Annotated in this window: 14 protein-coding genes; 2 read left to right on the top strand and 12 right to left on the bottom strand. The window is 35.2% G+C overall.

Going from position 1 to position 14,315, the window contains the following annotated elements:
* Positions 1-205 precede the first annotated feature (205 nt).
* Genes C8C84_RS15380 through C8C84_RS15365 form a run of 4 tightly spaced genes read right to left on the bottom strand, consistent with a single transcriptional unit; the run spans position 206 to position 2,486 of the window.
* On the bottom strand, positions 206-1,495 hold the full coding sequence (locus C8C84_RS15380) for a PcfJ domain-containing protein (protein ID WP_158592583.1): 1,290 nt from the start codon (positions 1,493-1,495) through the stop codon (positions 206-208).
* Between the two features lie 4 nt (positions 1,496-1,499).
* Positions 1,500-1,850, bottom strand: coding sequence for a Cas9 inhibitor AcrIIA9 family protein (locus C8C84_RS15375; RefSeq protein WP_121314486.1), 351 nt, complete (start codon positions 1,848-1,850; stop codon positions 1,500-1,502).
* Positions 1,851-1,866: 16 nt separating this feature from the next.
* Positions 1,867-2,046, bottom strand: a complete 180-nt coding sequence (locus C8C84_RS15370; RefSeq protein WP_121314485.1) for a hypothetical protein — start codon at positions 2,044-2,046, stop codon at positions 1,867-1,869.
* A 20-nt stretch (positions 2,047-2,066) separates the two neighbouring features.
* The gene (locus tag C8C84_RS15365) at positions 2,067-2,486 is read right to left on the bottom strand and encodes a hypothetical protein (protein WP_121314484.1); all 420 of its coding nucleotides are present in this window, start codon (positions 2,484-2,486) and stop codon (positions 2,067-2,069) included.
* Between the two features lie 675 nt (positions 2,487-3,161).
* Here C8C84_RS15365 and C8C84_RS17025 point away from each other — a divergent pair.
* On the top strand, positions 3,162-3,356 hold the full coding sequence (locus C8C84_RS17025; RefSeq protein ID WP_147406877.1) for a hypothetical protein: 195 nt from the start codon (positions 3,162-3,164) through the stop codon (positions 3,354-3,356).
* A 770-nt stretch (positions 3,357-4,126) separates the two neighbouring features.
* Positions 4,127-5,209: an endonuclease gene (locus tag C8C84_RS15355; RefSeq protein WP_121314482.1), complete on the top strand. Its 1,083-nt coding sequence runs from the start codon at positions 4,127-4,129 to the stop codon at positions 5,207-5,209.
* A gap of 419 nt (positions 5,210-5,628) precedes the next feature.
* Here the strand turns inward: C8C84_RS15355 and C8C84_RS15350 are convergent, their stop codons facing one another.
* The 8 genes from C8C84_RS15350 to C8C84_RS15305 all read right to left on the bottom strand — a co-directional run bounded on the left by C8C84_RS15350 (position 5,629) and on the right by C8C84_RS15305 (position 14,310).
* Positions 5,629-6,030, bottom strand: a complete 402-nt coding sequence (locus tag C8C84_RS15350) for a metal-dependent transcriptional regulator (RefSeq protein WP_121314481.1) — start codon at positions 6,028-6,030, stop codon at positions 5,629-5,631.
* A 381-nt stretch (positions 6,031-6,411) separates the two neighbouring features.
* On the bottom strand, positions 6,412-8,400 hold the full coding sequence (locus C8C84_RS15340) for a heavy metal translocating P-type ATPase (protein WP_121314479.1): 1,989 nt from the start codon (positions 8,398-8,400) through the stop codon (positions 6,412-6,414).
* A gap of 570 nt (positions 8,401-8,970) precedes the next feature.
* A complete protein-coding gene (locus tag C8C84_RS15330) occupies positions 8,971-9,867 on the bottom strand; it encodes a cation diffusion facilitator family transporter (protein ID WP_121314477.1) in 897 nt (298 codons plus the stop codon).
* Positions 9,868-9,896: 29 nt separating this feature from the next.
* Positions 9,897-10,364, bottom strand: coding sequence for an MgtC/SapB family protein (locus C8C84_RS15325; RefSeq protein WP_121314476.1), 468 nt, complete (start codon positions 10,362-10,364; stop codon positions 9,897-9,899).
* 21 nt (positions 10,365-10,385) lie between these two features.
* Positions 10,386-10,772 carry an STAS/SEC14 domain-containing protein gene (locus C8C84_RS15320; protein ID WP_121314475.1) on the bottom strand — a complete coding sequence of 129 codons (387 nt, stop codon included), beginning with the start codon at positions 10,770-10,772 and terminating at the stop codon, positions 10,386-10,388.
* A 24-nt stretch (positions 10,773-10,796) separates the two neighbouring features.
* A complete protein-coding gene (locus C8C84_RS15315) occupies positions 10,797-11,666 on the bottom strand; it encodes a bestrophin family protein (RefSeq protein WP_121314474.1) in 870 nt (289 codons plus the stop codon).
* A 65-nt stretch (positions 11,667-11,731) separates the two neighbouring features.
* Positions 11,732-13,138 carry an LTA synthase family protein gene (locus tag C8C84_RS15310; RefSeq protein WP_233549842.1) on the bottom strand — a complete coding sequence of 469 codons (1,407 nt, stop codon included), beginning with the start codon at positions 13,136-13,138 and terminating at the stop codon, positions 11,732-11,734.
* A 557-nt stretch (positions 13,139-13,695) separates the two neighbouring features.
* Complete coding sequence (locus C8C84_RS15305; protein WP_121314472.1) at positions 13,696-14,310, bottom strand: trans-aconitate 2-methyltransferase; 615 nt, start codon at positions 14,308-14,310, stop codon at positions 13,696-13,698.
* Between the last annotated feature and the right edge of the window lie 5 nt (positions 14,311-14,315).

Genomic DNA, 14,315 nt, shown 5'->3' with positions numbered 1-14,315 from the left:
GGTACTGTCGGTGGAACATTTTTGAGTATTATACCCAATATTCAATCGGCGGATGTTTTTAAAACTGTTTTACTAGCTGCTCTCGGTGCAGTTGTCAGTTTTACAATATCACTAGTACTTAAAAGTATTATAAAGAAGCACAAAAAGTAGTTTGACCTTTGGGTTAAACAAAAGAAAGCCAAGTCGAAAGACCTGGCTTTTTTTGTTAGCAAGCTGTTTTCATCCTTGCCCTTATTTGAGGAAGATTTTTGTTGACTAGCTTAATAATCTCTTTGTTATACTTAGTTGCCTTATTGCCTTTGCCCCGCGATTGAAGAATCTCAAGATTTTCAAGAGAAACTTGGATTGTTTCAGTATGAACGCCATTTACTTTTGCTGAAAGAATAAGTGAATTTTGCTTTTTGTAGTATTCATTAGTAAACACACAATGATTGTGAATACAGCCCTCTTCCAAAAATTCCTTTATGGTTTCAATTACATTTATTGAAATGTTTTTTTCAGTAAACACTAATCCGAGGAATTGCTTTTTAGCTTTGAAGTAATGTCTTTGGTTTTTGTCAATTTGCTTTTTGTTCTCCTCAACAGTATTTTTCCAAATTTCTTTTACCTTTTTAGCCATCAATTTATCGTGTGCCTTTTTTAAATCTAATGGACAAACATATTTTGGACTTCTAATATCTTTCATAAAATGTTCAAGCAAATCGATGTAATCAATCCATAGTTTTGCATCTTTAATTTGGTAGTTGTTTCTGATGCAGATTTTTATTGCATTCCAATAAGTTCCTGTCGGTTTTAAACTTGTATTTCTAATATGATAATATAGCATATCTTGTTGATTGGCTTTTAGCAAGGTTTCAGCGATACTATCGGATAGAATCGCTTTAAAAAGAATTTGAGGTGCAATACGATAGAATTTACCTTTAAAGCCGTTTCGCTTTATTATTGGAAGCACTTTTTTGTTTGGCATTACATAACTTGGACTAAGATAAAATCGCCTGTTCTCACTTTTAGATTTGAGTGATAGCTCACTATAAACTATCCATTGGTCATAGTATTGCGACATACCCATTACATTTTTTGATATCGTTCGGGTTTTTCCGAATTCATCAATGAATAACTGCATTACTTCATGCGCAAAATAAGAGCTATTACAATTCTTTCTCATTGTTTTTGTCATACAAATCATTCTGACAATCTGGAAATTATCAGCTGATGTAATTATTTGGTAATAATCTGTTTCCTTTAATCCATTGCTATATTTATCAGTTACTACCAAGCTTTTAGCGCATCTTTCGCATATAACTTTTTTCAATTTCTTTGTGTCATTAGTTTTCCAATCATAACCGCATTCAAGACAGAAAATACTTTTTCTTGACTGAACGGCGTAGTTCGCAAAGCATTTTGCAAATGCTAATTCATTTTGCTGTTGTGTAACTTGAGGTAAGTTCTTACTCAACTCAACTATTTTAATTTCGAGTGCCGTTTTTGGTATCATAGCGTTACAGTTTGAATAATGAAGTTTGATTAGCATCACCGTTTTTGGTTGTTGATTTTGGAAAATCGTTTGTGCGAGCAGCAGCTATTGAGCGATTTACTACTACTTTGGCTTTTATTGGCTTACCGATTTCGACTGTTTCTTCATCATAATAGTGGATTGCCATATTGAAAATTTCATCGTCATCGAAGCCTTGTCTTTGGCTTTTCTTTACTTCGTTGAGAATGTATGTAGCACAGTCATCAATATTTTTGTACGGCTTGCTAAATGTTATGGCAAACAAGGCATCGTTATTTGCTAATTCTTGCAAATGGTTTACAATTGCTTCTTTAAATGGGTCTGTCGTTTCTTCCATGGCATATACTATTTGGTTAGTGTTCTGAACATTGGTTTAGAGTAACTTCTTCAATTACTATTTTTGAATTGTGTGCATTCAAATTGTGATATTTTGCACAGTCCAAAGCTTTTTTTCGGCAATCGAAAACACCAAAAAAAACTCTTGATGATTTCATTTTCCAATTGTCGGTTTGGTAGAGGATAAATAGTGTCATAATTTTGTTTTTAAGGTTACTTATTTGCAATAGCGATGTAGAATGATTCTTCGCATATCATTAATTAAATTGAGGTTTTGATTAAATTGAGTTGCCTTTGCTTCTAGTAGTTGCAATGCCTTTACATTTTTTTGATGTTCTTCAAAATCACTGAGCATTTCATCAGCTTTACGCGAAAATTCTGTGATAAAATCTGTGATTCTTAAGAATGGAATTACTGACCCTACCAAGTTTCGATGCCAAAATTTGGATTGCCAAAGGCTGAAGGTTATCCAATAGATGTTTTCACAATCCTGTTCATTTTCGAAAATGACAACAAAGCTGTTAGTGAATGGTTCCTTGTTAGGTTTACCGCTATTCAGACCTTTATTCAAAATGAACATATGCGGTTTGGCGTAAAGCGTGCCTTTTTTGTGGGTTTTAATAATGTAATTCTTCATGACTTCGGTTTAAAGTGGACGTGCTTCGCTACGCTTCGCACACAAAAATTTTTCAAAAGAAAAAAAGAGAAAAAAGAAAGCCGTCTGTTGAAGTGGAGGGTTTCAAAAAAGCAAGTTTTTCAGATAAAATACTACCCCAGACACGATTGAAAAGAGAAATGTGAAACCAAAGGAAAAGTAGTAATGGGAAGTTATGGGTGGAGATTTTATCTGAAACCCGCAGGGCTTGAACTTGCTTTTTTGAATACCCGGAACTTAGCTTTGCAGTCTTTTTTATCTCTTTTTTATTTTGCTAAATAATCGGGATTGTCTTTGGAAAGGGTATAAAGTTCCTGCGGCTGATAAAATTACCAAACCAACTTACAGAGAAGCTTTTTATCGGACGCAGGAACTTTATACTCTTTCTTAGGGTTGATTTTTTGAGGATGCCAAAAGGCGATTTTGCAGATCGAATTTCTATAGCTTGAATAGTTGTACTGAAAATGGGAAGCATCTTCAAAAAACAACAAATGCTACTACCGAGTGCGACGTGGCAGTAGCGCGGGCAAGGGTATAATTTTTTATTTGCTAATTGGGATGTTTCTGATTGCTTTTATGAATAGCCGATGCCTTTAAAACAGTGTTCAGTTTGTAGTGTTCAGTATGCATAAGTATGTGCTTAAAGACAGATAGGCATTGGCTATTTGTGAAAGCAATTTATTTGATGCTACTGAGCAAATGAAAAATGATACTCTTGCTGGCTTTTTGGTTTTGTGGGTGCTGCAAGTGGCTTTATCAATAGGCAAAAGCTACATTACTAAGCCACTTGCAGCACTTACAAAAGCAATGCAAATACTTACCGCTTTTGGGGTGCGCGGCTTTTTTACATAATGTTATTATAGCTGCGCAGCACTATAATGCTACATTATGTAAAGAAGCTTGGGAGAAAAAATTACTGGCGCAAGTCACGCAGTGTACGTGTTTTTTCTAAAAACTGTGCCAGTAATTTTTTTAGGAGCGGTGGGAAGGAGTGGCAAATAATTTTGAATTATTTTTTTGAAAGTCCGTACAACCCCCACCATGCGGTTGGAGCAAGTACTATTACACTTGCCATGCCAGGGAAATGAGTATGGAGCTTTGGGAATATGTCCCGCACATCGGTAGGGATGACAGTAAATGCGAGCACATTTTACCGCAAAAATAGAAGATGTTATTTTTCAAATGAGCAAAGATATCAAGGAACTGAAATCTAAAGCTTATCAATCCTAAAAAAGGAGTGCAGTCATCCTTATGAAGGAAATTATCAAATAGCGGGAAGCAACATGGGGAGAAGACGACGGTTTTAAAAGGCCTTGCAGTTCCAAATCTGTCAATTTAATCAATGAGTCTCATACGATATTTGGTTGGTTTTGGTATTTTTTTAATTGCAAAATTAAGGTATAAGTTGTCAATCTAAATGTCTATTTGTTTTTAATCGCTGAAGGTAAAACCACGCACACTCTGCCCTCCCTTATATCTATGCCAGTTGCCCCCAACGCTTATATAACAAGTGTTAAAACATCCGTAATATCTTAATATGTTGATAATAATTGTATTTTTGCCTTTGCTTCGAAATGCCACACTGAACATGGTTTTGGAAGTTTTTACTAATTAAGAAAATAATGAAAAAATTCTACACGTTTACTTTTTTGCTTTTTGCAATAATCACTTTAGCGCAAGCACCGGCAGGATATTATGATTCAGCAACAGGCACAGGATACACGCTTAAAACCCAACTTTACAATATTATTAAAAACCATACTGATAATGGGTATGATGGCCTTTATACAACCTATCAGACTTCTGATCTTGATTATTATTATGAAAATGACGGCACAGTGCTGGATATGTATTCCGAAAATCCTGCAGGAACCGACCCCTATAATTTTACGCCGGGAAACAATCAATGCGGAAATTATAGTGCTGAAGGTGATTGTTATAACCGTGAGCATATTATCCCGCAGTCTATATTTAATGAAGCGACCCCAATGAAAAGTGACGCACATTTTATTACGCCAACTGATGGGAAAGTAAATGGAGAAAGAAGTAATTATCCGCATGGGAAAGTTGGGATTGCCACTATTATTTCTCAAAATGGCTCTAAATTGGGACAGGCGTCAAATACTGGGTATGCTGCAGGATACAGTGGTATCGTCTTTGAGCCAATTGACGAATTTAAGGGCGACATTGCCAGGATGTATTTTTATTTTGCTACCCGTTATCAGAATGTAGTTACAACATGGGGCGTTCCATATGCGATGTTTAACGGGACTTCTACGCAGGTTTTTACCGACACTTTTAAAAATATCCTTTTGACTTGGAACCAGATGGATCCTGTAAGTCCTAGCGAAGTTGCAAGGAACAATGCCATTTATGCGCGCCAAGGAAACAGAAATCCATACATAGATGATAATTCTTATGTAACTACAGTTTGGGGATCAGCTTTAGCTACTACGGCTTTTGACGCCTTTACTGATGTGTCATTATATCCGAATCCTTCTCTTAACGGCAGAGTAATAATTGAAAGCGCAACAATGCTTGACGAGATTGAATTGATCAATATTAATGGACAGATAATTCAGCAGATTGCAAATCCACATATGGAAAACCATACTTTTACAGTCGAGAATATTCCCCAAGGATTTTATTTCTTAAAACTCTCAGCCAATAATCAATCATTGACCAAAAAAGTTGTTGTTGATTAAAACAGCGAAAGGCTGAAAAACTCGCTGCAATTGTTGGTTTTATCACTAATTGTCTTGGTTTTATGAGGATATATGTCTGTTAAATATTCCTAAACAATGAACATATTGAGGCGTTTAGACTACTTTAATAGCTAGTAAATTGTTAATCTAACATAGGATATTGCATTTGTAGTTACAAACAGCCTCCAACTCAGGACAATCAATGACATTGTGAAAACATCCCACGCTATGAATATTTTTGTAGGTATTTGGAGTTGACTTACCAATAATAACAGATAAACCACAACGGACAGCGAAAGTGACAATATTAGTTTTTGATATCCGCTGGTCCTTACAATCCAGGTTGTATGTGCGATTTATTTTTCATAATGCAAATTTAATTTATTAAATACCGAACGATATCATGATAAATAACGACATCATAGTAAGATTTCTCCTCGTATGTCATGTCTTGGGTAGTCTAAAAAGATGGAAAGTTTATCAATCAGCTCCTGTGAACTAATACTTTGCATTTGTGCAGCAATTGCGCCTGCTTCCTGCTTATCTAATCCCAATTTCCGGACAAGCAATATTTCCCACAATACCCTTTTCCTGACAATATTCAATGCTTCCATTTTTCCAGACATGGATAGGCTACATCCATAATATTTGATGTAAATAATCAGTCCTTTTTTAGCCAGTTTTTGTAGCATATCGGTTACCGATGCGGGTTTGGTATTTACCAGCAGTGCCAAACTGTTGGTGCTTATTTTTTCCTCTCTTTTACAGAAAAGATAAATTTGCCTAAGGTATTCCTGTTCTGCTGGAGATAAAATTATCATAATATATTAAATTGAAATGCTATAAATGTTATTTACATATCTTTTGATTTGTATTTTTCTACAAATTTCATTCGATGTATCCTAACTGAATTAAAAATTATCATTGACCAAGTATTATATATCTAAGGCAAGTACAATTATTGCAAAATCCTCTCAAGTTATATGATTGGTTATATTATATCAACAACCGCTAAAATGAATACAATAGTAAAAGATATTAAGAAAATTATGAATCCAACTACCAAGTATAGCAGAAATTTTTCTTTTTTCTTAGACCTCTTGATAATAATCTTTCCATTTCTGGTAACAATTTTTTTAGATTTTATTTTTCCCATTAACCTAAATGCTGAAATAACCTTACTTTTTAAATAGTCTGAATTATTACAATTTCATTCGCTGTATTCTAACTGCATTAAGGATAGCCAATAAGGCTACGCCAACATCGGCTATAACTGCTTCCCAAAGCGTTGCTATACCACCAGCACCCAGGCCTAAAACTATTAATTTCACAGTCATTGCGAGGATGATATTTTGCCATACAATTTGTTTGGTAAGTTTTCCTATTTTGATTGCGGTTACAATTTTTGACGGCTGGTCGTTTTGGATCACAATATCGGCGGTTTCTATAGTGGCATCGCTTCCTAAACCTCCCATTGCAATTCCTGCATCTGCCAATGCGACTACCGGTGCATCGTTTACACCATCTCCAACAAAAGCAATGTGTTTCCCTTCATTTTTCAAATCTTGCACTTTTTTTACTTTATCTTCAGGCAACAAATCACCATAGGCGTTGTCAATCCCTAATTTTTTGGCTACTTCGTCAACAACTGCCTGCTTATCGCCTGAAAGCATAACAGTTTTTATATTAAGTGCATGTAATTCCTTAATTGCCTGTGCTGCGTCTTCTTTGATTTTATCAGCAATAGTAATATGTCCTTTGTACTTTTTATCTACCGCAACTACAACAATAGTGTAAACAATGCTGTCAATTTCAGCAGGGTACTCAATCTTGAATTTCTTCATAAGCTTGGTATTTCCTGCTAATACTTCCTTGCCGTCAATCTTGCCTTTCAAGCCATGCCCTGAAATCTCTTCAACTTCTGCAATGCTTAATGCTTTGCCCTTTTCTGTTCCTGCATGTTGCACAATAGCTATTCCAATTGGATGTGTTGACTGGCTCTCAATGGCAGCAGCCAATTTAACGAGATAGGGTTCCTCTATATCTTTGGTAACTATCTCCTGTACTTTAAAAACACCTTCTGTGAGGGTACCGGTCTTGTCCATAACAACAGCATTAATAGCGGTCATAACGTCAAGGAAATTAGAACCTTTAAAGAGGATTCCGTTTCGTGAAGCCAATCCGATGCCGCCAAAATATCCTAATGGAATAGAGACTACCAATGCACAAGGACAGCTAATTACGAGGAATACCAAAGCACGATAAAACCATTCGCTGAAACTGTAATTTTCAACAAAAAAATAGGGAATAAGGCAAACTGCTACTGCCAAAGCAAATACAATAGGCGTATATATTTTTGCGAAACGGCTGATGAATAACTGTGTCTGCGATTTACGAGCCGTAGCATCCTGAACCATTTCGAGGATTTTACTTAGTTTGCTGTCCGTAAACAATGAAGTTACTTTTATTTCGGCCACCGTGTTCAGGTTAATCATACCGGCATATACAGTATCGCCTTTTGCTTTGCTGTCCGGTTTGCTTTCTCCTGTTAGTGCAGCAGTGTTGAAAGATGCTTTTTCTGAAATGAGTTCGCCATCCAAAGCCACTTTTTCACCAGGCTTAACCCTTATGATTTCGTCGAGTCCAACATCCTTCGGGTTAATGACTTCTGCTTTTCCGTTTCTGATAACCGTTACTTCATCTGGTCTAATATCAAGTAACGCCTTAATACTTCGTTTTGCCCTGTTAACCGCGGCATCCTGAAACCATTCGCCAATGGAATAGAACGCCATTACTGCAACGCCTTCGCTGTATGATCCAATGGCGAATGCTCCGATAGTTGCTACGCTCATCAGGAAGAATTCATTGAAGAAATCAAAACGGATTGCTTTTCTCCACGCCATATAGAGTACGTTGTATCCCGCAAGCAGATATGCGACACTAAATATGATTAGGTTGATAGGGAATTCGGGGACGTAGGCAAAACCAAATTCCAAAGTCAGCATAACAAACAGGATTGCGATAGCGAGCAGTAGCTGCCAATGGCTTTTCCAATCGGAATCTTCTTCGCCTATTTGATCGTGGTCATGGTCGTCGTTTTCTGAATGGACTTCTTTGGGCTGATCAGTTTTTGGATTAGGAGCTTTACTTACTTTACTTTTGTTTTCATCACCTATATCTTGCTTTTTCATATTATTTTTTGTTTTTGATTATGTTTTTAAGTCTTCGTTTAAAGTTTTACTACATACACTATTTTTATTTTTTTCGTGTTCTAATCTTATCAAATAAATTCTGCATGCAGAATATATTCCCAGCCATTCTTTTTTATGCAGTTTTATTGTTTTGGTGCTTCATTTTTTTCTTTAATGAACCATATTAGCAGATATATAAATAAAAATACAGGGGTGCTAATATTTACAATTTTAGAAATAGGTGTCCAAAAGAAGCCTTCATTAAAATAAGAATAGATATCGATGGTTAAAGCAACTAGAATCAATCCAAGCAAAAAATAAAAAAATATTTTCATAACAACAGTTTATTAAACCATAAAAAAAGGTTGTAAAATAGTTTTACTAAATTACAACCTAAACTTGATTTATTTACGAAATATTATGCTGAAAAACTTATTGCCATTCCCGCTAAACCTGAAAGCATCAATACACATTTCCAACAATTGAGCCTGTTTTTCATTTTTTAAATTTTTTATGTTACTACTACAATACATATATGCAATTTTTATACCATTATTACTTACGATACAATTAGATATTATTCGGGATATATCCTTCGCGTTCTAAATGAACTTCTAATGTGGTGTGATTTATTTTATAATTTGAATTTAATTCCTGTTTGATTTCAAAAATTATTTCATTCATTTCTAAAATAGTGGTTTCCGGTTTCATTATAATATGACCGCTCAGTGCATTTACCCCGGAGGTTAGCGACCAAACATGCACATCATGCACTGATTCTACGCCGGGCTTTTCTTTTAAATATTTTTCTACCGCAGTAAAATTGACATCTTTTGGAACACCTTCCAATAAGATGTCTACAGATTCCTTTAATAAACCAAACGTTCTTGGCAAAATAAACAGGCCTATTAATGCACTTATGATTGGGTCAATCAACAACCAGCCTGTTGCCAGAATAATGATGCCTGCTATAATTACGGCAATGGAGCTTAACATATCGCTTACCACTTCTAAAAAAGCACCTTTTATATTGATACTTTCTTTTGACCCTGCTGATAAGACTTTCATGGAAATCAAATTGATTAGTAGGCCACAAACAGAAACGATAAGCATTGGGATACCCGCTACTGCCGGTGGGTTCTCAAATCTAAGCCAAGCTTCATACAATATGTAGCCCGAAATAAATATCAGCACTATGGCATTTATCAAGGCTGAAAATATTTCGGTCCTTAAATAGCCATAGGACTTTTTGCTGTTTCGGGGTTTTGAAGCCATCCAAATGGCAAAAAGTGCCAATGCCTGACCCGCTACATCTGTAAGCATGTGTGCGGCATCTGAAAGCAATGCAAGACTATTGGAAATGAATCCTACTATTACTTCAACAACGAAATAAGATAGTGTAATTACAAATACAATCTTTAAAGATTTATTGTGTTTATTTCCTGCCGATATAGTGTTTGTAGCCATATTTCCTGATGTAAAGTTCCCCTTTGCTATTAGTCGTTTTCATTTTCCGTGTCGTGATGGTGCGCCATTTTTTGTTTCCATTTTATATACCACTTTTGATGGTGTAGTGAAAGTAAAAAGTACAGTGCCAAAGCTGCCACTATTGCTATAATATACATATCCAATCCAACCGCAACTCCAACCGCTGACGTACACCAAACAGTGGCGGCCGTTGTTAATCCGTGGGATGTTCCTGCACTGGAATTGCGATAAATAATACCTGCTCCAAGAAAACCAACACCAGTAATAATATTGGCTATCACTCTTGAAGTGTCAGCCGGATTGTTAACTAAGTGAGATGTAATTGCTGTAAATAGCGTAGCACCAATGCATACAGCTGCATAGGTCCTGATCCCTGCATCCCTGCCGTGCCTTTCCCTGTCAAAACCTATAAAGGCGCCTAACAGAAAAGAGACAAGTAATTTGGAAACAATCATTAATTCACCATTTATATCCATAATTTTTAGATGTTCGTTAGTTTATTTTTCATTATTGATAATCCATGCTTTAGCCTTTTCTTTTTCCGCCATTTCAAAATAAACCACTTTAGCATTTTTAAATGGCTTCATTATGGATTTCATGCACTTTTCCCATTTTTTATCTCCCACAATAGCAATAACCTCAATGTCATCAGAATGCGTAAATTTCATACTGCCATAATTTATTTCGATAACGCCGTCTTCCCAAAAGCCAGTTGAACCTGAATTGGAATCATCATCCATTTCAAAATACCACCTCACTTTATTACCAGTGTTTATGATATTATGAATAAATGGATGAATTTTTTCATAATCCTTCAACCCTAAGAGGTCATCTGCTTTCGTAGCTATAATATTCTGTCCGGTAAAATCTAAAAGCTGTAACATAATCGCACTATTTTTTAACGTTAATTACATAATGTAAAAAGTCTTTGGCTTTTCCTGAAATGGTAAATCATCATCACCTATTAGTTCCTTAATATTAATTTCTATAGTAGTAGCAAGCGTTGTCATTGGAATATCGGTTGTTACGTTTTCAAATGGGTCCTGTAATATGATTGCTGTCCTTTCAATTGCTATAAAAATTATGGGGATCAAAGCGGTTAAAAAAATTTCTACCAAGACATATTCATCCTTTAAGCCAAATGGTAGCAAGGTTGCAAAAACATAAATCAAAAAGTGGACTAATAGGCTATATGATTTTGGAAAGACCGTATTTTTAATTCGTTCGCATTTACCCATCGCGTCACATAGGCGGCTTAAAGTGCTATCAATCTGGACTTGCTTAAAGTCACCTATATCCAGTTTAGATAATGCCGCACCATGTTGGTTCATTATACTATTTGGCACATTGTTTTTTGGTATTTTATGTTCCTTCACGTAATCGTAGACTTTTTTTGAATACGACAATTTTCGCAATGTTTCACCCAGCGCATAGCACCAAACAATCTGCCGGTAAGCAAATTCTTTGACAACATCAGCATCTTTTTTGGGCACAAACTGTTTTACCTGGCGAATTAATGTTCTTGAATCATTTACAATTGCGCCCCATATAATCCTTGCTTCCCACCATCTTTCATAAGCCTGAGCAGTCCTAAAAGCCAACAGTAATGATAATGCTGTACCTATAATAGCACTTACCGCAATTGGTATTTCTATTTTTGAAAGAAAACCATACTGATCTGCAATACCAACAACAATGGCATAAATCAAAATGGCAATAATGTCAAATTTAATTTGTTTTAAGAATGTGAATATTGATATTTTCTTATTTAACAGCATAATTACTATTTTTTGACTTTTAATTTTCTTTTTTTGACTTCCTTTAGAGCTTATAAAGTGTGGCTTTAGTCACTTTGCTTCATGCTGCCATTTTTAAAGCGTTCGCTGGCAATCTGATAATACGAAATAGTCAATTTTTCCAGTACTTCTAAATCCTTGACTTTTACTTTTTTCATCAATTTCTTATCGTGATTCCATGTGTAATTATTTATTTTTTTTCTGTCATTTATTTCGATAAAATAGTTGCTCTTTAACATTCCTAACGTCCTGTAATTACCTAAGAACGCCCTTTCTTCATTACGTGCCATCCTATTGATGTCTTTACCATAAAGTTCCGTTTCGTAGTTCCATTTTAAATATCCAAACAGCGTAGGCATTATATCAATTTGTGAAACTACTTTTCCAATCTCTCCTTTTTGATTCTTAAGATTATAGATCATGCCTGGAATATGATGATTTTCAATATTAATTTCCCACCTACCTGCACTGCTTGCACAATGATCGGCAACAATAACAAAGACCGTATTTTTAAACCATGGTTTTGTCCGGGCTTTTCTAATGTATTCTCCTAAAGCGTAATCGGTGTATTTTATTGCACTTTCCCTAGTACCTTGCGCCATATTAATTTTACCATTTGGAAACGTATATGGTTTGTGATTGGAAGTTGTCATAATGAATTGAAAAAATGGTTTATTTTTCTGTGAAAGGCGATCTGCATATTTTAGGGATTGGGAATAGCTATCCTCATCACAGATTCCCCAGGCATTCTCAAAAGTAACTTCGTTGTCACTGATCTCAAATCGCTTGGTTTTAATATCATCAGACAGTGGATTGCCTCTGTTTCTATCAACTATATTAAAACCTTGACCACCGAAAAAAGTATTCATATTGTCAAAATAGCCATCGCCACCATAGATGAAACTCAAATCATAGTTTTTCTGTTTTAATATGGTAGCAATTGAAAATAAGCTGTCGTTATCGGGTCTTCTGACGATGCTGTTGCCAGGGGTTGGCGGAACGCAAAGTGTAAGCGCTTCCATACCCCGGACTGTCCGTGTACCGGTAGCGTACAGATTTGTAAAGAATATGCTGTTTTGTGCTAATGCTTCATAATTTGGAGTTAAGTTTTCCTGATTACCAAACCGTTTCAAAAAATCGGCACTAAGACTCTCTATTGCTATTAAAACAATATTTGGATGCTGTTCTGCGTTACCAGATACAGTTCTCGTAATGTTGTCGAAATCCTGATTGACAAAAGATTGATTTCCTTGCAACAAGTCATTCTTTAAAACTTTATAAGCCTGCCTTTTTGCAATTGTCTGATAAAAGGTATTATAATCTAACTGATTGGAATTCACTGCAGAAAAAAATGAAAATACACCATTCTTGCTTAGCTCGTTTTCGTAATTATTAATACTCCATTCTGCCTGCTTATTTTTTGCCACAAAGGCTAATGTTACTGTAATTGCCAATAAGGGGACAACATTTACAAAGCGTTTCCTGAATTTTGGTCTTTGTTGAAATGTTGACCTTAAGATTTTTTTCTTTTTGTATATAAAAAGTGTGATAAAGATTATAGTAAAAAGAAATAAAATAATTAATGGTATTGGATACGACTGGTTAATATTTTCAACAACCTCGTAGGTATAAATTAGATAATCTACAGCAATAAAATTGAACCGTGTATTGAATTCCTGCCAAAATGGGAATTCTGCAAGAAAGGAGAATACTATGATGAATAAAAGTAGTATTACCAAAAAATAAGTAATGGTCTTATCTATAAATGTCCCAATAAATCGTGATGGAAGAAATAGCAGATAAAGGGAATAGATTGTAGAAAAAAACAAGGCTACCGATATATCAAAGAAAAGCCCCAAACCAAAAATCCTTACAAGTGACAATACTGAAAAATCGAAATTATTAAGGGACAGAAAATACAGAATAACCCTTATGAGAAAAGAAATTACAACGTACGTCATGATAAATGAATACAGTAATGAAAACCGGCTTTTACATAAACTTTTCATTTTTATCTTTTTTTAAATCCGCAGAACTGAAAGTTCTGTATCGTATCAAAAGGTGTTTTATGATTCTCTGTAAAACATTTTACTACTCCGAAACCAGCTGCAAATGTTTGTTCCATAGTATTTTCTGAATATTGCTTTATTTCCAAACCACTGCATTTAAGCGGCCCATTTTCAGAAAAGGTGCCAAGCAAAAAATTTCCATCATCCGCTACAGCATTATTGACAGTTTCTACGTAACTGTTAATGTGATCTTGTTCTGTTAAAAAATGGAATAAAGCCCTATCATGCCAAAAATCATATTTGACTTCAGGAGTAAAATCAATTATATCAGAAACAATCCAATTTACCTTTTCTGCCAGTTTACCTAACCGCTTTTTTACTCTTTCAAGAGCAAATTCAGAGATATCAAGTACCCAAATGTTCTGAAACCCTCTAATGAGCAGAATATCCACTAAATTACTGTCGCCACCACCAACATCAATAATGTTGGCAGTTTTTGACAGTTTTAGATTTTCTATATAACTGATTGCTGTTTTAGGAAATTTCTGTGTCCAGCTAACTTCATTTGGTTTTTTGGTAGCAAAAACATTTTCCCAATGGGATTTACTATTTTCCATAGTAG

It is taken from the genome of Flavobacterium sp. 102 (assembly GCF_003634615.1).
GTDB lineage: Bacteria > Bacteroidota > Bacteroidia > Flavobacteriales > Flavobacteriaceae > Flavobacterium.
Note: the sequence above shows the minus strand (reverse complement) of the source record. Positions and strands in the feature narration are given on the sequence as shown.